General features: G+C 69.5%; 29 protein-coding genes. 16 read left to right on the forward strand and 13 right to left on the reverse strand.

Annotated features, from left to right (window positions below; genetic code table 11):
- The first annotated feature begins 200 nt into the window (after nt 1–200).
- Nucleotides 201–1,448, forward strand: coding sequence for a phthiocerol/phthiodiolone dimycocerosyl transferase family protein (locus tag ACZ6DL_RS28505; protein WP_466055684.1), 1,248 nt, complete (start codon nt 201–203; stop codon nt 1,446–1,448).
- Between the two features lie 15 nt (nt 1,449–1,463).
- Here the strand turns inward: ACZ6DL_RS28505 and ACZ6DL_RS28510 are convergent, their stop codons facing one another.
- The 4 genes from ACZ6DL_RS28510 to ACZ6DL_RS28525 all read right to left on the reverse strand — a co-directional run bounded on the left by ACZ6DL_RS28510 (nt 1,464) and on the right by ACZ6DL_RS28525 (nt 5,878).
- On the reverse strand, nt 1,464–2,672 hold the full coding sequence (locus tag ACZ6DL_RS28510) for an ROK family transcriptional regulator (RefSeq protein WP_062971637.1): 1,209 nt from the start codon (nt 2,670–2,672) through the stop codon (nt 1,464–1,466).
- Between the two features lie 31 nt (nt 2,673–2,703).
- A complete protein-coding gene (locus tag ACZ6DL_RS28515; RefSeq protein ID WP_396986671.1) occupies nt 2,704–3,942 on the reverse strand; it encodes a sugar ABC transporter permease in 1,239 nt (412 codons plus the stop codon).
- The gene (locus ACZ6DL_RS28520) at nt 3,939–4,712 is read right to left on the reverse strand and encodes an ATP-binding cassette domain-containing protein (RefSeq protein WP_393236729.1); all 774 of its coding nucleotides are present in this window, start codon (nt 4,710–4,712) and stop codon (nt 3,939–3,941) included. Before ACZ6DL_RS28520 ends, ACZ6DL_RS28515 begins: the two co-directional genes overlap by 4 nt.
- A 71-nt stretch (nt 4,713–4,783) precedes the next feature.
- Nucleotides 4,784–5,878, reverse strand: a complete 1,095-nt coding sequence (locus tag ACZ6DL_RS28525) for a sugar ABC transporter substrate-binding protein (protein WP_466055687.1) — start codon at nt 5,876–5,878, stop codon at nt 4,784–4,786.
- Between the two features lie 378 nt (nt 5,879–6,256).
- Between ACZ6DL_RS28525 and ACZ6DL_RS28530 the strand changes: the two genes are divergently transcribed.
- The 4 genes from ACZ6DL_RS28530 (at nt 6,257) to ACZ6DL_RS28545 (ending at nt 9,983) form a co-directional block, all read left to right on the forward strand.
- On the forward strand, nt 6,257–6,580 hold the full coding sequence (locus ACZ6DL_RS28530) for a hypothetical protein (protein ID WP_466055689.1): 324 nt from the start codon (nt 6,257–6,259) through the stop codon (nt 6,578–6,580).
- Nucleotides 6,577–7,905 carry a hypothetical protein gene (locus ACZ6DL_RS28535; RefSeq protein WP_466055690.1) on the forward strand — a complete coding sequence of 443 codons (1,329 nt, stop codon included), beginning with the start codon at nt 6,577–6,579 and terminating at the stop codon, nt 7,903–7,905. The genes ACZ6DL_RS28530 and ACZ6DL_RS28535 overlap by 4 nt, the downstream gene beginning before the upstream one ends.
- A complete protein-coding gene (locus tag ACZ6DL_RS28540) occupies nt 7,892–8,884 on the forward strand; it encodes a DUF8176 domain-containing protein (RefSeq protein ID WP_466055692.1) in 993 nt (330 codons plus the stop codon). Before ACZ6DL_RS28535 ends, ACZ6DL_RS28540 begins: the two co-directional genes overlap by 14 nt.
- Nucleotides 8,885–9,044: 160 nt before the next feature.
- On the forward strand, nt 9,045–9,983 hold the full coding sequence (locus tag ACZ6DL_RS28545) for an alpha/beta hydrolase (RefSeq protein ID WP_466055694.1): 939 nt from the start codon (nt 9,045–9,047) through the stop codon (nt 9,981–9,983).
- Nucleotides 9,984–10,103: 120 nt separating this feature from the next.
- Here the strand turns inward: ACZ6DL_RS28545 and ACZ6DL_RS28550 are convergent, their stop codons facing one another.
- Nucleotides 10,104–10,514, reverse strand: coding sequence for a nitroreductase family deazaflavin-dependent oxidoreductase (locus ACZ6DL_RS28550; protein WP_062971649.1), 411 nt, complete (start codon nt 10,512–10,514; stop codon nt 10,104–10,106).
- Between the two features lie 113 nt (nt 10,515–10,627).
- On the opposite strand from ACZ6DL_RS28550, the gene ACZ6DL_RS28555 reads away from it, so the two are divergent.
- The gene (locus ACZ6DL_RS28555; protein ID WP_466055696.1) at nt 10,628–11,284 is read left to right on the forward strand and encodes a response regulator transcription factor; all 657 of its coding nucleotides are present in this window, start codon (nt 10,628–10,630) and stop codon (nt 11,282–11,284) included.
- The gene (locus tag ACZ6DL_RS28560) at nt 11,281–12,444 is read left to right on the forward strand and encodes a sensor histidine kinase (RefSeq protein ID WP_466055698.1); all 1,164 of its coding nucleotides are present in this window, start codon (nt 11,281–11,283) and stop codon (nt 12,442–12,444) included. The genes ACZ6DL_RS28555 and ACZ6DL_RS28560 overlap by 4 nt, the downstream gene beginning before the upstream one ends.
- Before the next feature lie 90 nt (nt 12,445–12,534).
- Here ACZ6DL_RS28560 and ACZ6DL_RS28565 read toward each other — a convergent pair whose 3' ends face one another.
- Nucleotides 12,535–12,912: a hemophore-related protein gene (locus tag ACZ6DL_RS28565; protein ID WP_466055700.1), complete on the reverse strand. Its 378-nt coding sequence runs from the start codon at nt 12,910–12,912 to the stop codon at nt 12,535–12,537.
- A gap of 177 nt (nt 12,913–13,089) precedes the next feature.
- Here ACZ6DL_RS28565 and ACZ6DL_RS28570 point away from each other — a divergent pair, with 177 nt between their 5' ends.
- Entirely contained in the window at nt 13,090–13,899 is an 810-nt protein-coding gene (locus tag ACZ6DL_RS28570) for a DUF1460 domain-containing protein (protein ID WP_466055702.1), read from the forward strand.
- A gap of 35 nt (nt 13,900–13,934) precedes the next feature.
- On the opposite strand, the gene ACZ6DL_RS28575 is transcribed toward ACZ6DL_RS28570, so the two are convergent.
- Entirely contained in the window at nt 13,935–15,440 is a 1,506-nt protein-coding gene (locus ACZ6DL_RS28575) for a flavin-containing monooxygenase (RefSeq protein WP_466055703.1), read from the reverse strand.
- 70 nt (nt 15,441–15,510) lie between these two features.
- On the opposite strand from ACZ6DL_RS28575, the gene ACZ6DL_RS28580 reads away from it, so the two are divergent.
- The 4 genes from ACZ6DL_RS28580 to ACZ6DL_RS28595 all read left to right on the forward strand — a co-directional run bounded on the left by ACZ6DL_RS28580 (nt 15,511) and on the right by ACZ6DL_RS28595 (nt 19,893).
- Nucleotides 15,511–16,548 carry an AraC family transcriptional regulator gene (locus tag ACZ6DL_RS28580; protein WP_466055705.1) on the forward strand — a complete coding sequence of 346 codons (1,038 nt, stop codon included), beginning with the start codon at nt 15,511–15,513 and terminating at the stop codon, nt 16,546–16,548.
- Between the two features lie 136 nt (nt 16,549–16,684).
- Nucleotides 16,685–18,625: a UvrD-helicase domain-containing protein gene (locus ACZ6DL_RS28585; RefSeq protein WP_466055707.1), complete on the forward strand. Its 1,941-nt coding sequence runs from the start codon at nt 16,685–16,687 to the stop codon at nt 18,623–18,625.
- 107 nt (nt 18,626–18,732) lie between these two features.
- Nucleotides 18,733–19,107 carry a hypothetical protein gene (locus ACZ6DL_RS28590; protein WP_040865226.1) on the forward strand — a complete coding sequence of 125 codons (375 nt, stop codon included), beginning with the start codon at nt 18,733–18,735 and terminating at the stop codon, nt 19,105–19,107.
- Nucleotides 19,108–19,164: 57 nt separating this feature from the next.
- The gene (locus tag ACZ6DL_RS28595; protein WP_357126099.1) at nt 19,165–19,893 is read left to right on the forward strand and encodes a VIT1/CCC1 transporter family protein; all 729 of its coding nucleotides are present in this window, start codon (nt 19,165–19,167) and stop codon (nt 19,891–19,893) included.
- Nucleotides 19,894–19,973: 80 nt separating this feature from the next.
- Here ACZ6DL_RS28595 and ACZ6DL_RS28600 read toward each other — a convergent pair whose 3' ends face one another.
- From ACZ6DL_RS28600 to ACZ6DL_RS28610, 3 genes are read right to left on the reverse strand one after another with little or no spacing between them, the layout of a single operon-like run.
- Nucleotides 19,974–20,147, reverse strand: coding sequence for a CsbD family protein (locus ACZ6DL_RS28600; protein ID WP_084498963.1), 174 nt, complete (start codon nt 20,145–20,147; stop codon nt 19,974–19,976).
- A gap of 9 nt (nt 20,148–20,156) precedes the next feature.
- Nucleotides 20,157–20,312 (reverse strand): DUF6131 family protein, encoded by a 156-nt coding sequence (locus ACZ6DL_RS28605; protein WP_085994835.1) that lies wholly within the window; start codon nt 20,310–20,312, stop codon nt 20,157–20,159.
- A 23-nt stretch (nt 20,313–20,335) separates the two neighbouring features.
- Nucleotides 20,336–20,776, reverse strand: a complete 441-nt coding sequence (locus ACZ6DL_RS28610) for a hypothetical protein (RefSeq protein WP_357043031.1) — start codon at nt 20,774–20,776, stop codon at nt 20,336–20,338.
- 113 nt (nt 20,777–20,889) lie between these two features.
- Here ACZ6DL_RS28610 and ACZ6DL_RS28615 point away from each other — a divergent pair, with 113 nt between their 5' ends.
- Both ACZ6DL_RS28615 and ACZ6DL_RS28620 read left to right on the forward strand, forming a co-directional pair.
- On the forward strand, nt 20,890–21,084 hold the full coding sequence (locus ACZ6DL_RS28615) for a heavy-metal-associated domain-containing protein (RefSeq protein WP_062971665.1): 195 nt from the start codon (nt 20,890–20,892) through the stop codon (nt 21,082–21,084).
- A gap of 733 nt (nt 21,085–21,817) precedes the next feature.
- Nucleotides 21,818–22,258 (forward strand): hypothetical protein, encoded by a 441-nt coding sequence (locus tag ACZ6DL_RS28620; protein ID WP_466055710.1) that lies wholly within the window; start codon nt 21,818–21,820, stop codon nt 22,256–22,258.
- 43 nt (nt 22,259–22,301) lie between these two features.
- Here ACZ6DL_RS28620 and ACZ6DL_RS28625 read toward each other — a convergent pair whose 3' ends face one another.
- Nucleotides 22,302–23,306, reverse strand: a complete 1,005-nt coding sequence (locus ACZ6DL_RS28625) for a DUF418 domain-containing protein (protein WP_466055712.1) — start codon at nt 23,304–23,306, stop codon at nt 22,302–22,304.
- 118 nt (nt 23,307–23,424) lie between these two features.
- Between ACZ6DL_RS28625 and ACZ6DL_RS28630 the strand changes: the two genes are divergently transcribed.
- Both ACZ6DL_RS28630 and ACZ6DL_RS28635 read left to right on the forward strand, forming a co-directional pair.
- Nucleotides 23,425–23,913, forward strand: a complete 489-nt coding sequence (locus tag ACZ6DL_RS28630; protein WP_466055714.1) for a MarR family winged helix-turn-helix transcriptional regulator — start codon at nt 23,425–23,427, stop codon at nt 23,911–23,913.
- Nucleotides 23,913–24,293, forward strand: coding sequence for a DUF5313 family protein (locus tag ACZ6DL_RS28635; RefSeq protein WP_357126088.1), 381 nt, complete (start codon nt 23,913–23,915; stop codon nt 24,291–24,293). Before ACZ6DL_RS28630 ends, ACZ6DL_RS28635 begins: the two co-directional genes overlap by 1 nt.
- Before the next feature lie 41 nt (nt 24,294–24,334).
- Here the strand turns inward: ACZ6DL_RS28635 and ACZ6DL_RS28640 are convergent, their stop codons facing one another.
- Together ACZ6DL_RS28640 and ACZ6DL_RS28645 are read right to left on the reverse strand one after the other, a co-directional pair.
- Entirely contained in the window at nt 24,335–25,426 is a 1,092-nt protein-coding gene (locus ACZ6DL_RS28640; RefSeq protein WP_466055716.1) for a calcium:cation antiporter, read from the reverse strand.
- A 70-nt stretch (nt 25,427–25,496) separates the two neighbouring features.
- Complete coding sequence (locus tag ACZ6DL_RS28645) at nt 25,497–25,892, reverse strand: nitroreductase/quinone reductase family protein (RefSeq protein ID WP_466055718.1); 396 nt, start codon at nt 25,890–25,892, stop codon at nt 25,497–25,499.
- Between the last annotated feature and the right edge of the window lie 481 nt (nt 25,893–26,373).

The following is a 26,373-nucleotide window of genomic DNA, read 5'->3' on the forward strand; positions in this document are numbered from 1 at the left end:
GAGTAGCACTCTAGGAGCTGGTGCAGCTAACCCTGGGCTCCGGGCCGGAGGGTGGGCCTCGGACCAGGTGTCGTTACGGCAACGAGACGAAACGGCAGCCGCGGATCCGCCGATACAGGAAACACATGATGCTGCCGAAAAAGCCTGGCACGTCCGGGCTTCGGACTAGCCTCGGGACAGGCTCAGGTGAAGGAAGCGACATGACCGCAGCAACCGTCATCCGCCCGCTGGCGCCGAGCGAGGCGATCTTCGCCAACAGCGAAGTGCTCGTCGGTTATTCGCTTCGGGTCGCGGGCCGGTTGGATCTCGCCGCGCTGTCGTCGGCGTTCGAAGTCGTGGTTCGCTCCCGCCCGATCCTCGGCGCCCGCCTGGAGCCGGACGGGCGCGGCGGGCACCTTCTGCTCGAATCACCGTCAGCCGCACCGGAGCTGACGGTCGCCGAGGGCGATCCCGAGTGGTTGCTCACCGGCGCCCGGCTGGACCAGCGCACCGCGGTCGCCGCGCTGGGCGTCGTCCGCGACGGCGCAGGCGCGGGGGTCACCTTGGTGACCCACCACAGCGTCGCGGATGCCTATCATTCGCTGGCCGTGTTCGGCGAGCTGTGGTCCTGCTACACCGACCTCGTGCGGCGCGGGCAGGCCGACCTGCCGCAGCACGGCTTCCCGCGTTCGGTGGAAGACCTGCTGCACGAGCGGGGCGTGCGGAAGATCGACGCCCCGGCCGGGCCGCACCACCCCATGGAGATCGCCCGGAGTCGCTCGGGCCCCGAGGATCCCGGCTACCTCGTCCCCCGCACCGCGCGCTGCAGGCTGACCCGCAAGCAGACCGCGGCGCTGGTCGAGCTGGGGCACCGGGAGCACACCACGATCAACGGCCTCGCCTCCGCCGCGATCCTGCTCACCGAGGCCGAGTTGCGCGGGCTGCCGCTGACCGACCTGTCCTACACCTACTCGGTCGACCTGCGCAGCCGGGTGACGCCACCGATCGGGATGACCGAAGGCACCAACGTGCTCGGCTTCGCGAACTTCGTCCCGGCGCGGCGGACCGGCGCGACGCTCGTCGATCTGGCCCGCGACATCAGCGACACGCTGCGCGCCGGACTCGACACGGGCATGGTGCAGCAGACCCCGCTGCACATCCCCGAGATCACCGCGGGCCCTCCGCCGCGCGCACCGGGAATCGTGCTGGCCACCAACTGGGGACGCGTGCGCAGACCACGGGTGCCGGACGAGCTGCGGATCACCGACTTCCGCTCGATCATGCTCGGCAAGCCGGACAAGACCGGGCACCGGCTCCAGCAGCCGAGCGGCACCATCATCATCAGCACCTTCGACGACCGCCTGAGCATCGAGATCCACCACCCCGAGGAAACCACCGAGGAACAGCGGGTGCGCGTACGACTGCTCGCCGGCCACCTGTCGGAGTTCAGCGCGGCGGGGGCCGCGTGAATCCGGCCGGAATCCTCAGGCGCGCGCGGCCGACGGCCGGGCCGGCGTCTGCAACGGATCGGTGAGCACGTCGGTGAAGGCCAGTTCCGCGGCGCCGATCAGGGTCGCGTCGCCGCCGAGCGCGCTGGTGCGCAACCGGACCCGTTCGCGGACGGCTTGCAGGCCGTTCACCGCCAACCGGCTGCGCACCTGCGCCGCCGAGGCCAGATAGATCTCCCGCAGCACGCCGCCGAACACCACCACCGACGGATTGAAGACGTTCACCAGATTGGCGACGCCGTACCCGAGCCATTCGCCGACCTGGCGCAGCGCGTCCCGCGCCGTCGTGTCGCCGCGGGCGGCGGCCTCGACGATCGCGTCCACCGCCGCTTGCCCGGGCGGATCGCTGCGTCCCGCCGCCGCGATCAACCCGAGTTCGCCCGCCTCGGCCTCCAGACAGCCCCGGGATCCGCAGGCGCAGGGCCGCCCACCCGGATTCACGATCATGTGGCCGACTTCCCCGCCGTAACCGCCGTCCCCACCGAGCAATTCGCCGTTGACGATGATGCCGCCGCCGATGCCGACATCGCCGTGCAGGTAGATCGAGTTCGCCAGGCCGACGCAGACACCGCGTTCGCGTTCGGCCAGCGCGCCGAGGTTGGCGTTGTTGCCGACCGCGACGCGCAGGCCGAGATCGAGTTCTCTGGTCAGCTCGGCGCCGAAGGCGACGTCCACCCAGCCGAGATTCGGCCCGTAGCGCACCACGCCGTCCTCCTCACGGACCATGCCGCAGAACGCGACCCCGACGCCGACGCACCGAGCGTCGGGCGCGGCCGTGGCGATCATCGCCCTGGCCATCGCCGCGAGCGCGGCGATCACCTCGTCCGGGTCGAACGCGCCGCCGGGACGGGCGGTCTCGGTGCGCTCGAGCACCGAACCGCCCAGCCCGACCCGCGCGGCGGCGAGGCGGTCGGCGCCGACGTCCAGCGCGACGACGTAGACCCGGTCGGCCCGCGGCCGCACCACCAGCGACGGCCTGCCCGCCCGTCCGGTCTGCCCTGGCAATTCCTCGCTCACCAGACCCGCCGCCGCCAGATCGGTGGTGAGCGCGAGAATCGTGCTGCGGTTCAACCCCATTCGCTCGGCGAGCGCGGCGCGCGACACCGCGCCGTCACGGTGCACATGCCGCAGCAACGCGGCGAGATTGCGCGTGCGGATCTCCTCGGGCGAAGGTGCTGCTCGCATTCACCGGGCTTTCGTCACGGGGCTGGGGGGTTCATCGCTGGAGGAGCGCACGCCTACGGGACAGGGCGTCCACTCCGGCCGCCAAGAGCAGCACGAATCCTGTCACAACGAATTTCGTGCCCGCGCTGTAGCCCATCAGCCCCATGCCGTTGTTGATCACCGCGACCACCGCGGCGCCGAGCACGGCGTCCAGCATCCGCCCGCGGCCGCCGAACAGGCTGGTGCCGCCGATCACCGCCGCGCCGACCGCCGTGAGCAGCACATCGCTGCCGCCGGTGTTCGGATCGACGGAGTTCGCGCGCGACGCCGCGATGAGTCCGCCGACCGCCGCCATCGTCGAACACAGCACGAAAGCGGTGATCTTCACGCGATCCACGGCGATGCCCGCGCGCCGGGCGGCCTCGGCATTGCCGCCGACGGCGTAGATGTGCCTGCCGAACGCGGTGCGGTCCAGCACGAAAGTCCACAGCAGTAACAGCGCCACGATCAGCGGCACGACGATGGGCATCCCCGCCAGCGAGTGCAACGCGGGGTTGCGGCTGCGCTCGCCGTTGAGCACCAGCACCGCCGCGCCCGCCACGATCGCCAGCAGCACGACGCGCACCACGACCGCCCGCGCCGTCGTTCCGGTGAGCCCGAGTTTCGTGCGCGCCCGCAACTTCCGGTACTGCACGAGCGCGAATCCGGCGACCAGCACCGCGTACAACGCCCAGCCGATCGCCGGCGGCACGTTCTTGTTCGCGATCGCGACGATCGTCTCGTCGCGGATGGAGATGTTGCGGCCGTTGTCCATGATCTTCAGCGCCACGCCCTGTAGCGCGAGGAACGCCGCCAGCGTCACCACGAACGACGGGATCCCGATCTTCACCACGACCGTGCCGATCACGAGCCCGATCACCACGCCGGTGAGCAGCGACACCAGCACCGCCGCGTACCACGGCCATCCTTTGTCGGTGAGCAGCACGGCGAGCACGGCGGCGCACACACCGCTGGTGAACCCGGCCGACAAATCGATCTCGCCGAGCAGCAGCACGAAGATCAGCCCCATCGCGATCACCGCGATCGCCGCACCCTGCGTGAACAGATTGGCGAAGTTGGCCTCGGACATGAAGACCGGGCGCGCCGCCCAGAAGACGGCCGAGAGCACGACGAGTGCGATCACCGAGGGCAACGCCCCCATGTCGCCCCCGCGCACCCGGCCGACGTAGCCGCTCATCAGGGCGGTCACCGGCGCCGCCGCCGGTCGCCGCTCGGTGGTCACCGCGGTCATCGGGTCGCTCCGCTCGCCTCGAGGCCGAGCGCTCCGCTGCGCCCTGCCGTGATCAATTCGACGACCTGCGCGTGCGTCACGTCGGAGGTCCGTACCTGGGCGGCCATCCGGCCGAGATAGAGCGCGGCGATCCGGTCGGACACCGCGAAGACGTCGTTCATGTTGTGCGAGATGAGCACCACCGCCAGCCCCTGGTCGGCGAGCCTGCGCACCAGCTCGAGCACCTGCTGGGTCTGCGCGACGCCCAACGCGGCCGTCGGCTCGTCGAGAATCACCACCTTGCTGTTCCACAGCACGGCTTTCGCGATGGCCACCGTCTGGCGCTGTCCGCCGGACAGGCTGGCGACCTGCTGCCGGACCGATTTGACGGTGCGCACCGACAGGCTCGCCAGCGTCTTCCCGGCGAGTTCCTCCATCGCGTATTCGTCGAGCACGAGACCGCGCCTGCGTTCCCGGCCGAGAAACATGTTCTGGACGATGTCCAGGTTGTCGCAGAGCGCGAGATCCTGGTAGACGATCTCGATGCCGAGCGCCGCCGCGTCGCGCGGGCTGTGCACCTGCACCGGCGTGCCATCGAAGAGGAATTCGCCCGCGTCGATCGGATGGGTGCCGCCGATGCATTTGACCAGCGTGGACTTGCCCGCGCCGTTGTCGCCGACGAGAGCGGTCACCTCGCCGGGATAGGCGCTGAAGGCGACTTCGTGCAAGACGTGGACGGGACCGAAGCTTTTCTCTACTCCGCGTAATTCGATGACCGGCAGTTCGGACATTGGGTAGCTCCTCCGAAGGATGGAGCCCCTTCCGCAATCCCCTCATCGAACCGCGGAAGGGGCGTGCGATATCAGATCCCGTTGTCCGCGCAGAGTTTCGCGAACTCGCCGGTGCACAGCTCGGCCTTGGTGACGTAGCCGTCGGCCACCACGTCCTTGACGTCGCGCGGGTAGATCGGCTTGGGCTCCAGCAGCACCGACGGCACGTCGGCGTTCGACTCCGGGTCCCGCACCGCGCCGTTGGTGCTGCCCTGCTCCCCCTTCACCAGGGCCACCGCGAGTTTCGCGGTCGCCTCGGCCTCCTTCTGGATCGCCTTGTAGACGGTCATGCACTGGTCGCCCGCCAGGACGTTCTGCAGGCCCTGGACCGTGGCGTCCTGCCCGCTGACCGGCACCTGCCCATTGAGCTTCTGTTTCTTCAGCACCGCGATCGCGGCGTTGGCCAAGCCGTCGTTGGCCGCGACAACACCCCCGATGTCCGGCCGACCGGTCAGCATCTGTTCGAAGATGGTGCCCGCCTTCGTGTTGTCCCATTCCGGGACGGCCTGATCGGGCCCCTTGACGTACTGGCCCGCGTCGAACCGGGCCTTCAGCACTCCGTCGTAGCCGGTCTTCAACAGCGTGGCGTTGTTGTCGGTCGGTCCGCCGTTGAGATACGCGACCACCGGACGCGCCGCGTTGCGATCGGTCAGGCACCGCGCGACGCCCTCGCCGAGCAGGCTGCCGACCTTCACGTTGTCGAAGGAGACGTAGTACTGGGCGCCGCCGCCGAGAGTGAGCCGGTCGTAGTCGATCACGGTGACGCCCTGCGACTTCGCCTTCTGGATCACCGCTTTGCCGGTGCCGCTGTCCAGGTTGGTCATCACCAGGACCGTGGCGCCGTTGGTGATCATCTGGTCGGCGATGGTCTGGAAGGCGTTCTTGTCGCCCTGGGCGTTCTGGATATCGGCCTGGACGCCCGCGGCCTCGAACGCCTGCTGTAAGTATTTGCGGTCCGCCGTCTCCCAACGGGCGGAGGTCTTGCTGTCCGGGAGGATCACGCCGATCTGCGTTTTGCCGCCGGAACTCGCGGAATCGTCGCCGCACGCGGTGAGCGTGGCGGCCAGGAGCGCGAACGACAACGCGGCAGCGCTGAACATGCCCTTGCGCATGAGTGGGCCTTTCATCACCGGCCGGGACGAGGTCCCGGCCGGTCGGAGTGGAGCGAATGTTGTTCACAGCAACATATTGGACTGTGACGGAGCGCACAACAGCTAATTTGTTGTTCCGAATAACAATCTCGACACGCGCGCGTTTGCTCAGGTGGACGCCGATGCGGCCGGTGCGACGAAGGGCGTGAACAGGGACGTCGGCCGACGCCGGGGACCATGCCCGCGGACGCGGCGGGATCGCGCTCTTGCCGCGCCGCGCGCCGCACACGCGGAAGGGTGGCAGCTATGCGAAACGGACCACCCGGGATCGGGCGCATGACAGCGCTCCGGCACAGTACCCTTGGCGGTGAATCATGGCGCGGTAGCGACAGACTGGGATCCGGGAGGGGAACAGTGGACACGCTCAAGCTCGACCCGGCGGCGATGGCCGCCTACACCGCGATTGCGGACGCGGTGTCGAAACAATTGGCGTCGGCGGCCACGGTCGCCTCCGGCGCGGTGGATCCCGACCGGCTGGCCGCCGATCTCGGCTTGGTGGGCGCGGAATTCGCGGCGCGCTTCTCGGCGGCCGTATCCGAACACGCGGAAGCGTTGTCGACCGCCGGACAACTGGTCGGCGCCTACGGCCGGGTCCTGCGCGGTTACAGCGAGAACGCGCAGGAGGTCGACGCCGAGACGGCGGGCGCGATCACCCGTACCGGGGAGGCACTGGCATGAGAAGCCTTATGGGACTGCGGAAACGCTCGCACACCACCCAGCCCGCCGCCGAGACCACCCGGCCGTCGAGCGCCGAACCGGGGGCCGACCCGCCGATCGTGGCCGCGCTGGTCCGCCCATTGCTGACGCTGCGCTCCTCGCTCGGCACCGGCGTCGGGGTGCCCAGCGCGGCCGCGACCGGGGCGCTCTCGGCCGCCTCCACCCAGGTGGCGGACACCGAGGGCCCGCACCGCGAAGGCCTGCACGCGCTGGAGTCCACCTGGACCTCCCGCGCCGCCGACAGCGCGGTGCCCGCGATGCGCACGACGCAGACCCAGATCGGGGACATCTCCGATCGGGGACCCGCCTACCTGTCCGTCCTCGCCGACGCGCACGCCACCTCGGGGCGGGCGGCGCGGCAGGTCGACCAGATCATCGCCGACTTCCGGCGCGACGCACGGGAGATCCTGGACAACTCGACCTCCGCGCCGGAGACCGACGCGGTCATCGCGCGCGCCACCCAGGCGCTGCGCGACGCGCTCACCACCGTGACGGCCGCGCGCACCGAAATGGACGACCACACCAGGAGACTCGACGAGATGGGACCGCTCACGGTCACCGCACCGTCCGGCGTCTCCCACGGACAGGGACAAGCCGTCTACCCCGGCAACTCCGGGCAGGTCGTACCGGGCGCCACCACGCCCGGCGCCACGACGCCGGCCACCACGACGCCCATGGATCCGGCCATGGCCGCGCAGCTCCAATTGCAGCAGCAGCTGATCTCCGCGGGGGTGGACCTCGGCACCACGGCCATCAACGCGGGCGTCGACATCGGCACGCACATCATCGACAAGATCGCCGAAGTCGGTATCCACGGCATCGACACCGTCGCGGCCGCCGCGGACAAGGCGATCCCGGAACTGATCAACCCGGGCTCGACCACCAACTCCGGTACCTCCGGCACGAATGGCGACGACTCGAAGAATTCCTCGAAGCTGTTCGACTTCGGCGGGTCGCAGGAGCACAAGCCGTCGACCGGCCCCGGTTCGGTGATCCCGCCCGGCAATTCCGCGCCCGCCGCGCGGGCGGACGTGCCGAAGCCGGAAAGCAAGCCGGCGCCCGCGGTCGCACCGCCGGGCGACGCCACGCCGCCGACGCCCGCGGGCAGCCCGGACCGCCCCGTTCATCCCGGCCCGCCCGGCGGCATGATGCTGCCGCCCGCTCCTCCGCCGGGCGGCGAGGACCACGAGCACAAGCCGCGCGACGGACAGCTCGGCGTGACCATCCCGTCCGCTGTGACAGCGGTCGTACCGGTGCTGGGCGAATTCGACGATGACACCCCCTGACCGGGAACATCCCAGTCAGGACGCGGGCCAGGCCAATCCGTTCGACACGGGTCTGCCGATGCTGCGCATTCCCCCGAGCAAGCCGTCGAAGCGACGGCGTTCACCCGGACGCCGCAAGCAGATTCGTCGACGGGAGCCGGAGTACGAGGCCGCGGAACCGCCGCGACCGCCGGAACGGCAGAGTGTCCCTCCGCGCCTCGGCGAGTGGGAGCAATGGCTCGAACCCGCGCCACCGGCCGCGCGAGTGCCGCGACCGGTGTCCGCGCAGCAGCGCCCCGCGCCCGCGGAGCCGGAACCGGTCGAGTCCGAGGACGGCACCGTCACGACGCCCGGGATCGTCAATCGCTCCGGCATCCATCCCGGCACCCCGGTGCGCCATCCTCGGCGCACCGATCAACAGCGCGGCAACCGCTCACTGACGGTCTTGATCGTGCTCGGCATCGTGGTCGCCACCGTCTCCATCGGCCTGGCCATGATCTACGGGTCCGACGCGAATTCGCGCAAAGTGGCGGCGACGTCGCCACCGCGCGCGGCCGGGCCCGCGCCGACCACCTCGGCATCCACCTCACGCGTCAAGCCCCCGTGGGCGATCGCCACGCTGGGATGTGAGCAGAAGCGCACCGCCGACGTCGTTTCGGGCACCGATCCGGGCGGCACCGGCAACGGCCCCGACGCGATCTTCGCCTTCGAGTACGCCTATTACGCCGAACGGTCCGGGTACCGGGCCCGCGCGGTGGTGGCCCCCGACGCGGCGGTCTCGCCCGCCGATCAGATCCAGCGCGGCATCAACCAAGTGCCTGCGGGCACCCGCTACTGCGTCGAGATCTCCCGGGCCGGGGACGGCCCGGACGGCCAAGCGCGGTGGCAGGTCCGGTTGACACAGCAGTTCCCGGACGAGGAGCCGAACACCTTCACCCAGTTCATCACCACCCGTACCGGAACCGATCAAACGCTGATCACCGGGATCACGGCAGGCTGACCCCTCCGCGCGGCGTGAACCGGCCAGGCGCAGCGCTCCGCTGGATCGCGCCCGCTGCGCCGAATTTTTGCGAACAACACTATTCGTAGAGGCTCGGGTGCTCTAGATTCGGCTGCGGGAGTGAATGTTTCGATACCCCGCCGAGCGAAAGGTTCGACCGTTGCGTCGTCTGATCCGCGTAGCGCTCGCCATCGCCACCGTCGTCGCGGGCCTCACCGTGCCATTCCTGTCCGCGCACCCCGCGTACGCGGCGCCGACGGTGCGCTGGGAGACCCGGGTCAGCGACCGCATCCTCGACATCGGCGTCTCCTCACCCGACCTGGAGGGTCCGGACTGGTCGGTGAAAGTGGTTCGGCTGCTGCTGCCGCCGGGCTGGTCCAAGGACGCCACCCGGACCTGGCCGACCGTGTGGGTGCTGCACGGCGGGTTCGACGACCACAAGTCCTGGACCGACAAAGGCGATCTCGAGGCGCTCACCGCGGGCCGCCAAGCGATCTTCGTATTGCCCGAAACCAGCTGGTGCAGCGCGTATTCCAATTGGTACAACGACAATCACGGCGGTCCGCCCGCATGGGAGAGCTACCTGCTGGACGACGTGCGCACCTTGCTGGAGACCGGCTACCGCGCCGGTACGACCCGCGCCATCGCGGGCAACTCGATGGGCGGCCTCGGCGCCATGAAATTCGCCGCCGCGCATCGGGGTTGGTTCGCCTCGGCCGCTTCCTTCAGTGGCAACGTCGATCCGCTGCACGACTCCGGAGCCCCCGGCGAACCGGACAAGCCCGGCGGTGGCTGCGGCGCCGACTGGAAACGGGTTTGGGGCGACTACGCCGTCAACCGCGATATCTGGCTGGCCAACAACCCCTACAGCCGGGCCGCCGACCTCACCGGCATCCCCCTGTTCGTCTCCTACGGCAAGGCCGATCCCGTGGAATCCGCCGCCTACGAACAGAACTATCGCTTCGTGGACCGTCTGCGACAACTCGGGGCGCAGGTGGACGAACGCTACGTCCCAGCCCAGGGCCACAACTGGGACGCCTGGAAGATCCAGATGCGCGACGCCCTGCCGATGCTGCTGTCCTCGGTGGGCGCGGGATGATCACGCTTCCGGCTGCCGCGGCGCGGTCGCAACGCGGCTACGAACCATCACGTTCCCGGCCGACTCGGGCCGCTGCCGCCACGGCCTGCCGCGATCGATCGAACCGCGCGCCGGCTCCGCTCAGCGCGGCGTCAGCTTGACGACCGGAATCACCCGGTCGGTCTTCTCCTGGTACTCGGCGAAGCCGGGCATCACCTCGACCATCGCGGCGTAGAGGCGATCGCGCTCCGGCCCTTCGGTGATCGGAGTCGCCGTCGCCTCGAGGGTTTCGGTGCCGATCTCGAGCGTGACCGTCGGATTGACGCGCACGTTGTGAAACCAGTCCGGATTGGTCGGAGCGCCCGCTTTGGAGGCGATGACCACGATGTCGTCGCCGTCGCGAATGAACGCGAGCGGATTGGTGCGCGGAAGACCTGATTTGGCGCCGATGCTGGTGAGCAGCAGCAGCTCGCGGCCCTCGAAGGGTCCGCCGACCTTGCCCTGGTTGGCGCGGAATTCTTCGATGATCTGGGTGTTCCAGTCGCCTGCCATGACTTGTCTCTCCTGCGGAGTCGGGTGCGCCGGGTCGTCGCGAGCCTACCCAGGCCGGCGGCCCCGGGCCGAACTAACGGCCAACCAACAGCGGCAGGGGGCACGATGACGGGGTGCGGGTGCTTGTTGTCGAGGACGAGACATTGCTGGCCGACGCGATCGCCGACGGGCTGCGCCGACATGCCATGGCGGTCGACGTGGTGTACGACGGCGCGGCGGCGCTGGAGCGTACCGGCGTCAACGACTACGACGTGGTGGTACTCGATCGGGATCTACCCGGCGTCTCCGGTGACGCGGTGTGCGGCACGCTCACCGCGTCCGGCGGCTCGGCCCGGATCCTGATGCTCACAGCGGCGAGCGCCGTGGCCGAACGGGTCGCGGGTCTGGGACTGGGCGCCGACGACTACCTGACGAAACCGTTCGCGTTCGCCGAGCTGGTCGCCCGTATCCAGGCGCTCGGGCGCCGGGCGCGCAGCGCCGCTCCCCCCGTGCTGGAACGCTCCGGCATCCGGCTCGACCCGCACCGGTTCTCCGTCACCAGGAACGGCGAACCGGTAACGCTGTCGCGCAAGGAGTTCGCGGTGCTGGCCGAGCTGCTGCGCGCGGACGGCGGCGTGGTCTCGGCCGAGCAGCTGCTGGAGAAGGCCTGGGACGAGCACATCGACCCGTTCACCGGCGTCGTGCGGTACACGATCATGAACGTGCGGCGGAAGTTGGGCCAGCCGCGGGTGATCGAGACCGAACCCGGCGTGGGGTACCGGATCCGATGAGCGGGCGCACGATCCGGCTGCGGCTCACCCTGCTGTACGCGACGGCGTTCTTCCTGGCCGGTGCGGTACTCATCGCGTTGATGTACTTCTACCTGAACCAGTCGCTGGAGCGACGGCCCGGCGGCGGCGCGCAGCAGGTGGTACGGGAGTATCTGCTCGAACGAGCCGAGCGGAACCGGGCGCCGGTCTCCACGGAGTTGTTCAAAGCGCTGACCGAGCAGGCCCAGCGGAATCGGCGGGACACCTTGCGCGCCATGCTGGTCTGGTCGCTGGTATCGCTCGGCGCGGTGGGGATCGCCGCGGGCGGATTCGGCTGGTTGCTGGCCGGACGCGCCCTGCATCCCTTGCAGCGCATCACCGCGACCGCGCGGCGAGTCGCCGACACCAGCCTGCACGAGCGCATCGCCCTCGACGGTCCGCAGGACGAGATCAAGGATCTGGCCGACACGTTCGACGCGATGCTCGAGCGCCTGGACCGGGCCTTCGACGGACAGCGCCGGTTCGTGGCGAACGCCTCCCACGAGCTTCGTACACCGCTGACCATCAACCGGACGCTGATCGAGGTGGCGTTGGAAGACCCCGGCGTTCCCGAGTCCACCCGCCGGCTCGGTGCCACGCTCCTGGAGGTCAACCGCAGGCACGAACGGCTCATCGACGGCCTTCTGGTGCTGGCCACCAGCGAACAGCGGCTGACCGAACACCGTCGCATCGATGTCGCCGACATCGCCGACGACGCGGTCGGAACATGCGCCGCGCGGCCGGGGGCCGAGATCTCCGCCGATCTCGAATCCGCGACCGTGCTCGGAGATCCGCTGCTGCTGGAACGCCTCGTGCTCAATCTGCTGGACAACGCACTGCGCTACAACCTCCCCGAACACGGCTGGGTGGCGATCCGGTCCCGAGCGATCGGTGACCGCGCCGTGCTCACCGTGGAGAACAGCGGTGCGCCGGTCCCCGCTTTCGAGGTCGAGGGCCTTTTCGAACCGTTCCGCCGACTCTCCACCACCGAACGCTTGGCCGATTCCGGCGCACGCGGCGCCGGGCTCGGCCTGTCGATCGTGCGCTCCGTCGCACAGGCCCACGGGGGCACGGTCCGTGCGGCGGCGCGTCCGGACGGCGGTCTCGCGGTCACCGTCGAATTCCCGCGCGCCCAGGGATAACGCACCGGACGAGGCCGCGTCGAGGTCGACGCGACCCCAGCGCGGCTACTCGAGGGGTACGGGCGAGTCCGACACCTCGCCCGTCCGGGCTCAGTAGTTGTGGCAGGTCTCGGCGAGGACGCGCATCTTGTCGCGGTGCTCCTGCGCCTGCGGCGAGTCGCGGCGCTCCTCGAGCCTGCCCTTTGCCTCCGGGTGCTTGTCCAGGAACTCCTCGGCACGCCGCTTGCGCTGCTCGACCGGGAGACTCAGGAACTCCTGCAACTTCGCCTTTCGGTCGGGATGCGCGTCGAGCCGGGCGGCGAGATCGGGGAACTGCGCGTGGACCGCGGCGTCGAGCTGGGCGAAGCTGCACGTCGTCTCCAGCAGTCCACCCGGCCGCGGCTGCGCGGAGGCGGTCGCCGGAACCAGCAGCGCACCCGCGGCGAGCAGGCCGCCGAGAGCGAGAGTGGCTCGAACGATTCTCGTCATGTCGGATATCCCTTTCGGTTGGACGTTCGGGTCGCTGCGACGCGGCCCGGCGTTCAGTCCATCAGCAAGGGTGTTTGGACGGCGCTAGGCGATGACGTCCCCTGCGCGCCCGCCGCCGGGCTACGGTGGGGGTCGCTGTTGTGTCCCAATCGGCTGATCACCGCTGCTGGAGGCGTCTTGCGCACCATCGCTCGTGTACTGCTCGTTCTCGCGGCCCTCGTCTGCGCCGCGGTGTCGACACCGCCCGCGCTCGCCGCCCCGGACGCCGTGCGGCTCGACGATTTCACCGCGCGCAAGCTCGACGAAGTGCTGTCGTTGCGCGCTCAGGCACCCGCTTCGGCGAGCAAGGCGGAGTTGATCGAGCTGCTGTCGCGTCCGTTCCTCGGCACGCCCTACGGCGCGAACATGCTGGTCGGGTCGGCGACCCAGCCCGAACAACTGGTCATCGACTTCCGCAGGGTGGACTGCTTCACCTACCTCGATTACGTCGAGGCGCTCAGCAGATCCGCCGACCGCGACCAGTTCACCAGGAACCTGATCGAAACGCGTTACGCCGACGGCCGAGTCGATTTCCGGCAGCGCAAACACTTCTTCACCGACTGGGCGCACACCACCGGAGTCGCGGCCACCGACGTCACGGCGGCGGTGAGCCCCGCGGCGGTGACCGTCACCAAGCACCTCAACGCGAAAGCCGACGGCGGCAACTACCTTCCGGGGCTGCCCGTGGTCGATCGCGCGATCACCTACATTCCCGGCGCGGCCGTCGACCAGGACGTCGTGAAGGGGCTGCGCACCGGCGACTACGTCGGCGCCTACACCGACCAGCCGGGCCTGGACGTCACCCACGTCGGCATCTTCGTCATGACCGACGCGGGGCCGGTCTTCCGCAACGCGTCCTCGCTCGCGGGCAACGACAAGGTGGTGGACTCGCCCTTCACCGAGTACGTGCGGTCCACCCCGGGCATCGTCGTCCTCCGCGCGCAATAGGTCGCCTCGGCGCGGAATAGGTCGCCTCCGCCGAGCTAGGAAACGGGCACCGGCGGCCGGACCGCCGATTTCGGCGTGCCGGTGAGCGTCTTGTCCAAGTCCGTGCGCAGGGTGGTCGCCGAGTCGAGCAGGTAGTTCTGCCGCACCTTCCACGGATGACGGTCGCCTTGGCGGGGGAAGTCGCCGATGGAGCGCTGGATGTAGCCGGAGGCCAGGTCCAGCAGCGGGTGTTCGCCGAGATCGCCCCGCGGCTCGGGCACCACGGCGGCGTAGCCCTTGCGGTCCATGTGATTGAGCACTTTGCAGATCAACCGAGAGGTGAGATCGGCGCGCAGCGTCCACGAGGCGTTGGTGTATCCGATGCACACGGCGAAGTTGGGGACGCCGGTGAGCATGGTCCCCTGCCAGACGAACTGGTCGGACAACTCCACTCGCGCGCCGTCGACGCTGGGCGTGATGCCGCCGAAGGCCAGCAGTTGCAGCCCGGTAGCGGTGATCACGACGTCCGCCTCGAGCACCCGGCCGGACTTCAGCCGGATGCCCTCCGGCACGAACGTGTCGATGTGGTCGGTGACGACCTCGGCCTTGCCCTTCTTCATCGCCTTGAAGAAGTCCGCGTCCGGGACGGCGCACAGCCGCTGGTCCCAGGGGTTGTAGCTGGGTGTGAAGTGCTCGGCGACGGCCTGGTCGTCTTTCAAGATGCGGGTGGTGAGACCGGTGAGCAGCTTGCGCGCCGCTTCCGGACGGCGCCGGCAGTACTGGTAAAAGCCGATGCCGAACAGGATGTTCTTGGTTCGGATCAGGCGGTGCGCAGGCCGCGGCGGCAGCAGCTCGCGGATCTTGTCGGCCACTTTGTCCCGGCCCGGAACGGCGCTGATCCAGGTCGGCGACCGTTGCAGCATCGTCACCAGGTGCGCTTGCTCCGCCATGGCCGGGACCAGCGTGACCGCGGTGGCGCCGCTGCCGATCACCACGACGCGCTTGCCGCGATAGTCGAAGTCCTCGGGCCAGAACTGCGGGTGCACCACGTCGCCCGCGAACGACGAGATGCCGGGGAACTCCGGCGCGTAGGGCCGGTCGTAGTCGTAGTACCCGGCGCAGGCGTAGAGGAAGCCACAGGTGAGCGTGCGCGTCTCGGTGGCGCCCGATTCGTCGCGCTGCTCGAGGGTCAGCGTCCAGCGCGCGGCGCCGCTGTCCCAGTCGGCGGCGATCACCTTGGTGCGGTAGCGGATGTGCCGGTCGATGCCGTGCTCGGTCGCGGTCTCGGTGATGTAGCGCAGGATCGACGGACCGTCGGCGATCGACTTGGCGTCACGCCACGGCTTGAACGGGTAGCCGAGGGTGAACATGTCCGAGTCCGATCGGATACCCGGGTACTTGAACAGGTCCCAGGTGCCGCCCAGGGTGTCGCGAGCCTCCAGGATGGCGTAGGTCTTGCCCCGGCACTCGGCCTGCAGCCGGTAGGCCGCGCCGATGCCGGATAGTCCGGCGCCGACGATCACGACATCGAGGTGGTCCGGGGCTGCGGCGGCTTCGGTCATGTCTCCAGTGTGCGAGCCGAGCGCGGCCGCATTCTTGACTTTGCGCGACAAGTATTTGATCCTCGACGACATGTCGGTGATTCGCTCCGCGGGGTTGCGCGGATTTCGCGCGACGGTCGCCGAGCTGGGCGGTGACGCGGAGGCACTGGCCACGGCATGCGGCCTGCCGGTGGCCGCCCTGGACGCCGACGACCTGCTCGTGCCCGACGAGTCCGTCGCGGCGGTGCTGGAACTGGCCGCGCACCAGCTGCGCTGTCCCGACCTCGGCTTGCGGATCTCCCATCGGCAGGACCTGGACATGCTCGGCCCGCTGGCGCTGGCCATCCGCAATTCGGCGTCGCTGGCCGACGTGCTCGAGTGTTCGTCGCGATACCTGTTCCTGCACGCGCGGTCGCTCAGCTTGACGCTGGAGCCCGACCCCTATGGCGATCGCGGCGTGATCGCGCTGCGCTACGGCATGCGGCCCGGACTTCCCACACCCGTCCAGGGCACCGACCTCGGGCTGGCATTCGTGCATCGCACCATTCAGCGCTTGGTGGACGACCGCTACGGGCTGCGCTCGGTCGAGCTGCCCTATCACCCGGCGGCGGCGGTCGCCGGTTACGAGAAGTTCTTCGGCGCGCCGGTGCGGGTCGAGCGGCCGTTCGCGGCGCTGCGGGTGCCGAGCAGCCTGGCGAGCAGGCCGCTCACCGGCGGTGACGAGAACCTGCACCGCCTGGCCATGGCGTTCCTGGCCGCGCAGTCCGGTGACGCGGCGGCGGCGATCGCCCCGCAGGCACGCGCCGCGGTGCAGCAATTGCTCGGCACCGCCGCACCCGAGATCGGTGCGGTGGCAAGGCTTCTCATGGTGCACCCACGCACCCTGCAACGACGTCTCGCCGCCGAGCACACCTCGTTCGCCGCGATCCTGGACGAGGTCCGCAGGGACGCGGCGCGCCGGTATCTGACCACGACGGACATGCCGATGAGTCAGGTGGCCTCGCTGATCGGGTTGTCCGAGCAGGCGACGTTCACCCGATGCGCCCGAAGATGGTGGGGCACAACGCCCAGCGCCGTGCGTCGTACCGGCGCGCAGGCAAGAACCCAGCCGCACAACACATTCGGGTGACGCGGCGACAACATTCCGGCGTCCGATCCGTCCGTTTCGATAACGGTTGCCCCCGAAAGCCCTCGACCCATTCCCTCCTCCACGCCGTGTCTTTACCGTCGAAGACGGGGTAGGTGTGCACCGGAAGGGGGACTCCATGAACACCTGGCTTTCGCTTGTCACCGATGCGCTGACCCGCATCCCCGGCTACCCATCACACCAGCGGACGTTCTTCGCCGAGGCGCTGGCCGAGCCGGGGCGGTACCTTCTCGTCCACCGGGATCCGGTGCCCGCCGACCATGCCCACGCGCTGCTGATCTGCCGCACAGGGCTTTTCGCGTTTCGCTTCGCCGAGGACATCCCCGCCGAACTCGACGGCATCCGCCGCCATGTCGAAGCGACGTTCGGCAGATTGCAGTTCGGGCGCGAGAAGATCGTCGCCCATGACGCGCAGATCGTTCTGCTCGTACCCGGCGAGATCCGGCGGCGCGGGGACGGCCGGTTCGCCGTCGCCGGGCCGGGTGAACTCGATCGGGTCATCCGCGCACGCCACCGGCAGTTGCGGCCCACCCGGGTACAGGCCATCGCGAACACCGTCGCCCACCAGTCGGCCCGGGAGTACGACCTGCTCGAGATCGAGGACGCGTCGCCGGACGCACCGGATCCGACCCTGCTCGATCGGTCGGAAGTGCTGTCGCCGCAGCGCGATGCGGCCCTGGAGATGCCGTTCCAGCACTGGATGACCTTCCTGGATCCCGAACAGGAGGTGCTGGTCTCGCGCACCTACACCGGCCCCGCCCGGATCGCCGGTCCCGCGGGCACCGGCAAGACGGTGGTCGCGCTGCACCGCATGGCCAGGCAGGCGAAGCGGTCCACCGGTCGTCAGCTGTACACGACGTTCGTCAAGACGCTGGCGAACTGCCAGGAGACCTATTTCCGGCGACTCGCGCCGGGGACCGAGGGGCGCGTCCAGTTCGCCGGCCTGCATTCCTGGGCCATGGATTTCCTCGGGCAGCGGATCGCGGCGCCGAAGCTCGACCCGCGGGGAGCCGACCGGGTGTTCGGCCGAGTCTGGGAGCAGGCGAGAGCCGTCTTCGAGGATATCGAGCCGCACGAAAGCTATTGGCGCGAGGAGATCGACCGGGTCATCAAGGGCCGTGAGATAGACGATCTCGACGTCTATCAGCGCGCGGAGCGTCACGGACGCAACGGCATTCGTCTCGACGACGACCGGCGTGCCGAGGTGTGGCACGAGCTCTACGTCCCGTACGTGAGCGAGATGCGCGAACGAGGGATCTCCGATTACAGCGACGTCATCGCCATCGCCCTGGCCGAGATCCGCAACGAACCGCTGCCCGAACCGTACGACGCGGTCGTCGTCGACGAAGTGCAGGACATGACGCTGGCCGGCCTGCGGCTGGCCCACGCCATCGCGGGCGGCGACGGGTCGAGCCCGCTGCTGCTGCTGGGCGACGGCCAGCAGCAGGTGTACGCCGGAGGCTGGCGCACGGCCGACGCGGGCATCGACCTGCGCGGCCGCGGCGAGGTCCTGCGGGTCAACTACCGCAACCGCCGTCGCGTCTGGGAGAACGCCGCCGGGATCGATGCGGTGAACGAGCTCGGCGATTTCGACGACGCGCCCGGCGTGCTGCTGCGCGACGCCGACGTCACCCTGCCCGACGGTGTGGTGCGGATCTGGCGCGGACCGGATCACTACCTGGAGTCGGCGCTGGTCGACGGCATACGCGAATGCGGGAAACCGTTGTCCGACATCGCGGTACTCACCCGGACGCGGCAGGAGGCCACCCGGCTCGCCGGGGCACTCGACGCCGTCGGCATCGCGACGCTGCCCTTGGAGGGCTACGACGGGACGCCGCACCCCGCCGTCAAGGTCGGCACGGTGCACCGCGCCAAGGGGCTCGACTTCGCGGCGGTCTTCCATCCGAGCTGGTCCGGTGGCGCGGGGCCCCGAACGGGCGCGAGCCGCGAACGAGCGCGGCTGTCCGAGCGCCAGAAGCTGGTCGCGATCACCAGGGCACGGGACTTCGCGTGGCTCGGCATCCGTGACGACCGTTCGGAGATCGAGCGGCCCTCGTAGTCGTCCGAGGGTGCGGCAGCGGCCCGCACGGCGTCGCCCGCTCGAATCGCCGCTGGGAAGGCACGATTCGGCCGCTAGACTCTCCGATCGACTGGGAAGGGGGCCGCATGGACGCGGTTATCAAGGAGGTCGCCGAGGAGGGCAAGCGGCTGATCGACCGGGCCTGGCTCGGCGAACTCAGCCGCGACCAGGCGGTGCACATGTTCGTCCAGGTCGGCGACGGCATGGTGCGCTACGAGACGGCGCTGACCATCATCGACGACGGTGTGCAGCGGCTGAGCGCCAACGCCAGGCGGTTGCGGATCCTGCGCTGGTGCGCGGTGCTGGAGTTCCCGGTATTCGGCGCGTTCGCCGTACTCGCGGTGCTGGCGGGGGATTTCGCCACCGCGGGGCTTTCGGTGCTGTTCCTGCTGATCCTCCAGGTCATCCACCGCACGATGCTTCCGCATCCGCTCGCGGTTCCCCGCCCGCCTCGCACGTAACCGCGCCCGGGTCGTGGTTCCCGCCCGCGCGGCGCAGGGTGATTAAGGTGCGTTTTCATGGACCGCACGACCGGCGCCTCCGGCGCACATCCGCACGAACCGCACGGCAACGGCTTCGCATCCAAGCTCAACTGGCTGCGCGCGGGGGTGCTCGGCGCGAACGACGGCATCGTGTCCACGGCGGGACTGGTCGTCGGCGTCGCGGCGGCGACCACCGACACCCAGGCCCTGTTCACCGCGGGCATCGCGGGTCTATCGGCGGGGGCGATCTCGATGGCGGTGGGCGAATACGTCTCCGTAAGCACCCAGCGCGATTCGGAGCGGGCTCTGCTGGCGAAAGAACGCAGGGAATTGCGCGACGAACCGGACTACGAGCTGGCCGAACTCACCGGGATCTACCGGGCCAAGGGCCTGACGCCCGAAACGGCGCGCAAGGTCGCCGAAGAACTCACCGCGCACGACGCGTTCACCGCGCACGCGGAGGCCGAACTGGGGTTGAATCCCGCCGAACTGACCAATCCGTGGCAGGCGGCGTTCTCCTCGGCGGTGGCCTTCACGCTCGGCGCGCTGCTGCCGTTGCTGGCCATCTTGCTACCGCCGGTTACCGCCCGCATCCCGGTGACGTTCGGGGCCGTGCTAGCCGCGCTCGCGCTCACCGGGTCGGTCAGCGCCCGGCTGGGTGGTAGCTCCCGTGGCCGGGCGGTGATCCGGGTGGTGCTCGGCGGCGCGCTGGCCATGGCCGTCACCTACGGCATCGGCCAGCTCACCGACGTCGCCGGCATCTGACTCGAACGCAGGGCACTGCTCGGAACACGCCGATGCCGGGCGAAGGCCGATGGCCTTCGCCCGGCACGGGCGGTGCGCGGTCAGCGCTTGAAAGCGTCCCGCAGTTTGTCCGCGGCGCGCTTGACGTTGCCGCGGCCCTGCTCACGCCGTCCCTCGGCCTCCAGCCGGGGGTTGCCGGTCGCTCGGCCGAGGAATTTCTTCACGCTGCCCCTGGTCGCTTGCACTCGGTGCGCGAGGCGATCTTCGAACTTCATGAGCAATCCCTAGTAATACCAGCGGCGGCCACCCACCGGACGGCCCACCGAGCCGGCCACCAGCAGCACGAGCCCGATGATCAGCACGATGATGCCCGCGGTGGTGAGCAGCGAAATTCCGAGCAGCCAGCCCAGGACCAAGAGGATGAGGCCGAGAATGATCATTGTCGTATTCCTTTTCTTCTCAATTACTTCGCGGTCACAGGTTTCGAAGTCGAGACCGTCGCGCCGCGATCGGTCCGGGCAGTACCCGAACGGGGGGTGTGCAGCCACCGCCGCCAGGCCGGCTCCTGCTGAGGAGCCCGCGCCGCCGGTGCGGAAGTGTCCGCCGTCAGATCACGCCGCACCGCCGCCATCTCGCGGCGAGACTTCGCGAGTTCACGACGCGCGACCACGCCGCGACGGGTCACCCGCCAGGCGCCGGACAGCACGAGGGCCAGTCCGAACATCCCGATCGCACCGAGGGTCACTCCGTAACCGAACAGTGCTCCGGTGGAACCGTGGAAGTGATAGTCGAATACCGCGAAATCGCTCGTCAGTTGCTGAGCGGAGCCGGTGTTGCCCACTACGGCGGCAACTCCGACGATCACGGCCGCGATCAAGGCGATGAGCCCGATAATGATGATCATGGCAATCCCTGTTGCGTCGAGTCGTTTGACAACTCCGCTATTCCCGGGCCCCCGGCAGTCAAACGCGACAAAAAGGAAAGTTTGAGCGGATCGAATCGGTCAATGCGATTTGCATGACGTACACAGTTACCCTGCACAACGTTACGCGCGAGTCCGCGTCGGCGATCGAATCGGCGCTGCGCGGCGTCAACGGCATCGACTCCGTCGACATCGACGTGTCGTCGGAGCGCGCGCTCGTGAACTCGACGACGATGACCTACGGCGAGGTTCTCGACGCGATCCGGCAGACCGGAGCCTCCGCCTCCTGATCGACGTTCGCCCGCCGCACGGCTGCCCGGGACCTCCGACCTGCGCGAAGCCCCGGTAGGCACCCCGCGGGGGCCTGGCGCCGCGGACTCCACATCCTCCGGTTTCCGCACCGGCACCGAGCGGGTGACGGACGTGGTCGAACGCCGGGTCTCCACCGCATCGGTGGCCGACACTCCAGCGCATGCGTGCGCAGGTCGTGCCTCGCATCGCCACGCCCGAAAAGGCCGTCGACACCGAGCGAGCCTCGAGGCACTGACACCGGAAGCCCTCGCGGGCAGACGATTCGACGGTGCCGCCGTCGGTGGAGCGATCACGCCCCGCGTCACCGCAAGATGATCACCGGGCGCGACCATCTCGAAACCCGCGGTCCGCCAAGGGCATCGAGCCTCGGCGTCCTCGTCTACGGCACACGCACCCGCTCATGCGACACGCGGTCCGCCCTGTCCTGCGCGCCGCTTTCGAACCCGTCCACATGCGGAGCGATAGGGCGTTCGCGGCAAATGCCTGAGAGATCGTCTGGCGCTGCGGTTCCGGTATCGCCCACGGGCGGGCCGTGCGACGCCGAGGAGATGGGGCGAGCGACGATGATCGCCCCACCTGCTACCGCTCTCGGGCGCCGAACCCTTCGCAGTCACTCACCCTTCGGGGCGACCACAACGGCGTGCGCAGGCGGAGCACGCACGAGTATGATCTACGCCACATGCCCTGTCAACCACAGGAGACAACGCTGCCATGGGGGAGGAATTACACCCGTTCACGCGGGCGCTCAACACGCTCATCGACGGAATGCACCCGCCCACCGGGAACGACGGGCGGCCGCACCGGATCACCCACCGCGCGCTGGCCGCGGACATCCACCGCGCCACCGGCGCGCGCCTATCCGCCAACTACCTCTGGAAGCTGCGCACCGGGCAGGCGGTGAACCCCTCCTACGAAACGCTGGAGGTGTTCCGCGGTTACTTCGGGCTCGCCAGCCTGGACCCGTTCACCGAACCCCGGCTGGCGGCGACGCGCGGCAGCGAACTGGCATTGATCAACGCGCTCAAGGGAAACGCCGCGCACGAGGCGCTGGAACCGGTGCTGCGCGACGGGCTGCGACAGGGCACGGTCCGCGCCGAGTCGGTGCTGGCGATGCTGAATGTCCTGCGGCGCATCGAGAACGAGCAACGCTGAACAATCCGGATAGCGCCGAGGCCCCCGTCGGCGGCGGCCGAGTTCAATACGGGCGGCTCGGCATGCGCACCCGCCGGATCGGCGCCACCGTCCACCAGGTGACGCACCGCCACACCCATTCCAGCGGACCGTATTCGAACAACCGCAACCACACCGCACTGAACACCGCCTGCACCAGGATGATCGCGACCGCCAACCCCAGCACCGGCGCGTAGTCGCCGGAGCCGTATAGACCCAGACGCGGTGCGGCGAGCAGGATCAGCGCGGTGGCGCCCACGTAATTGGTCAACGCCATGCGGCCCAGCGGCCGCAACACCTCCGCCAGGACCTGACCGGGCTCGACGCGCAGCAACAGCAGCAATCCGGTGACGTAGGCCAGCGCACCCAGCAGGCCCGCCACGGCCATGGCCGGCGTAGACCACAGCTCCAGATACGGTGTGCGGTACTCCCACATTCCCGCCACTATCGCGGCGGGCAAGGCGAGGGCGAACACGGCGCCGATCTGCCAGACCCGCTCAGCCAGGGTGTCTACGATTCCGGCGCGCGCGGTGGCCAGGCCCAGCAGGAACAACCCGGGCGCCAGGGCCAGCCCGCCGCCCAGGGCCAGCGCCACGCCGAACGTGCCCGCGAGTCCGGCCACCAGCACCACCCAGTTCGGCAACGCCGAGGCGGGCAGCAGGATCACCAGCCCGGCCAGCGCGTACGGAAGCAGCGCCTCACCCGGCTGGAACAGCTGATGGACCGCGCCGATCACCCCGAGCGCCAGCAAGCGGCGGATCAGGACCAACCGGGGGCGCTCGCCGCGCTCCGCGGCCTTGTCCAGCAGTAATGCGAAGCCGATTCCGAACAGGAACGAGAAGATCGGGAAGAACCGCCCCTCGAAAACCACCGACAGCACGTGCCGGATCGGTATCAGCACGCCCGATTCATCCGTGGCCGCCATGTCGGCGATCCGCCAGATATCCACCACCAGGATGCCGCACAGCGCGAAGCCACGAACCGCGTCCAGTTCCTGAATGCGTGGATCGGCCCCGCGTCCGTAGTGCATGGATCTCACGGTATCCAGCGGCGGCCCAGGAGCCGGGATCTCGCACCGAGATGTCGCGCACATCGATTAACGCACTAACTATTAATGCGCTAACTTGGAGCGCGGACAAGGAGGACCGATGGAGCCCGAGATCGATGATCCGCTGCGCCTGGACCGCCAGGTGTGCTTCGCGCTGGCGGTAGCCAATCGTTCCGTGCTGTCCGTCTACCGGCCGCTGCTGGAGCCGCTCGGCCTGACCCACCCGCAGTATCTGGTGATGCTGGCGCTGTGGGGTGCGGCGCCGATGTCGGTCAAAGCGATCGCCGAGGCCGTCCAGCTCGACTCTCCGACGCTGTCCCCGCTGCTCAAGCGCCTGGAAGCGGCCGGGTTGATCAGTCGCGAACGCGACAGCCGGGACGAGCGGAACCTGGTGGTGAACCTGACCTCGGACGGAGCCGCGCTGCGCGCGAAGGCCGAGCAGATCCCGCCCGCCGTCGTGCAGCGCCTCGGCGTGACCATGGCCGACCTCGAGCAGCTGCGCGACGCCCTCACCCGGGTGAACGAGGCGGCCCGCCGGTCGGTGCTCGCGGAGGCCGACGACCCGTCCCCCCACCGAGGAGCCCGGTAGTGACACGAGAACGACGGCGGCCTCACCCGATCCAGTGGATCGGCTACGCCTTCGGACGCCGCCTGCCCGATTCGATGCGCGAGTGGGTGCGCGACGACCTGACCGGCAGGTTCGCCGCCACCCGGCACGTCCTGCGCGGGCTGGTGCCGTTCACACCGCTGTTCGCGGCGTTCCTGCTGTTTCCCGGCGAACTGTGGCTGCGCGGCGCGATGGTCCTGCTTGCGCTGTTGCTGGCGCTGTTCTACACCGTCGCCTTCATGCCGATGAACCGCGCGCACCGGCTCGCGAAGCACGGATTGCCCGCCGATCTGAAGAACCCGCGACAAGCCCAGCGGGAAGCGCGGGAACGCGCCAGATACGCCGCGCAGCACCCGCACTGACCGCTGCGGCCCCCGAGTGCGCAGGCCGCGAGAAACCGACGCTAGGGGCTTGCGGCCAGGCCGACGAAAGCCGCGAACACCGCCAGGTGGACGCCCCCTTGGAGGAGGGTCGCGCGTCCGGGGACGATCGTCAGGCCGCCGACGACGACGGTCAGGGCCAGCAGCACCATCTGGGTCGCGCCGAGGCCGAGCACCAAGGGGCCGTCCAGCCAGATGCTCGCCACCGCGATCGCCGGGATGGTCAGGCCGATGCTCGCCATGGCCGAACCCAGGGCCAGATTGAGACCGATCTGCACCTGGTCGCGGCGCGCGGCCCGGATCGCGGCGAGCGTCTCGGGCAGCAGCACCAGCAACGCGATCACCACGCCGACCGCCGACTGCGGCAGTCCCGCCGACTCCACCGCCGACTCGACGGCGGGCGAGACCACCTTCGCCAGCCCCACCACGCAGATGAGAGCGACCAGCAGCAGAGCCAGGGCGGCAAGAGCGGTACGCACGCTGGGCGACTCGATGTGCTCGTCGCCGTCGGCGACGGTGCCGCCCACCTCGACCGGCAGGAAGTCGTCCGGATGACGCACCGTCTGCACGAGCACGAACAAGCCGTACAACGCGAGCGAGGCCACCGCGGCGAAAGCCAGCTGCGCGGGTGAGAACTCCGGACCCGGCTTGCTCGTGGTGAAGGTCGGCAGCACGAGACTGAGCGTGGCCAGCGTCGCCACGGTGGCCAGCGCCGCACCGGTGCCTTCCGCGTTGAACACCGCCACCCGCCGCCGCAACGCGCCCACCAGCAGGCAGAGACCGAAGATCCCGTTGCAGGTGATCATCGCCGCGGCGAAGACGGTGTCGCGGGCCAGAGTCGCGGTCTTGGCACCGCCTTGGCCCATCAGGGTGAGGATGAGCGCGACTTCGATCACGGTCACCGCGACGGCCAACACCAGCGAACCGAACGGTTCACCGACGCGGCGCGCGACAACCTCCGCGTGGTGCACCGCCGCGAGCACCGCCCCGATCAACGCCACCACCACGATCGTCACCGCGACACCGGGCAGACCGCGGCCCCAGGTGGCCGCGAGGGCGAGGACGGCCAGCAGCGGTACCACTACGGTCCAGCGGGCGAGCAATACACGGATCATGCACACCATCGTCCCAGCAAACTATTCGCATCCCGGTCGGGTGATCGGCATCCCCGCCCCGGTCGCGGGCTCAGTCGTCCAGATCGATGCGCAAGGTGAGCAGGTCGGTGCCGACGAGCCGGACGGCCGCGCTGTTGGCGCGCGGCAGGGCGGCCAGGCGGGCACGCGGGTCGTCCTCGGGCAGCAGATGGGCGGTGCCGGTGTGCCAGCGCCCGTGCAACCGCAGCCGAACCCGGTTGTCGGCCTTGATGTTCCGGACATACTGCGAACGCTCGCCGAACTCGGAGACCAGCCAGAACTCCCGCCCGACCCGCCGCCCGCCGATCGGGGTGGTCCGCGGCTGCCCGCTGACCCGGCCGGTGGTCTCCAGGAGGGTCTGCCCGGGCAGCGTGCTGAGCAGCGGATTGCCCACGCGGCGCTGGAACGCTGTCACCACCCGATGCTGGATGTCGCGCAAGTTCGGCATGCCGCGACGGTAGCACCGGTCACACCTGTCGGCAGGCCGCGCCGCGGCCGCGTTTCGGGCGTCGAACAGGGCACGAGCCCGCATACGGTGCGCTACGGCACTGTCAGGCATCGGGGCGCAAACGGCCGCACCTCGCATCGCACAGTGCCGATCCGTCGTGCCGCCGCACCGGACCGCGTGGGGCATGCGGGGAGCAATCGAGCGAGGACCCTTGCACACCAATATCTTTGTGTGATGCGGGACACAAATCAGCCGTCTCGCAATATCTCTCCCCGAATCCGCTGAGCTCCCGTCGACCAGCAGCCCGTTCCGGGCGATCGGCCCCCGGTCTCCAGATCTCGCGCGCCGGTTTCGCCGCAGCGCGATGCGGCTCCGAAAAGTCCGCTGGACCTGCGGCTTTCAGCCGCGCTCACGGCTTCGCGATGGGCGATCTCCGGTGTCGCCCTCCGCGCGGCCGACCGGCCGGTCGGCCGTGGCGATG

This window comes from Nocardia sp. NPDC041819 (assembly GCF_055590505.1).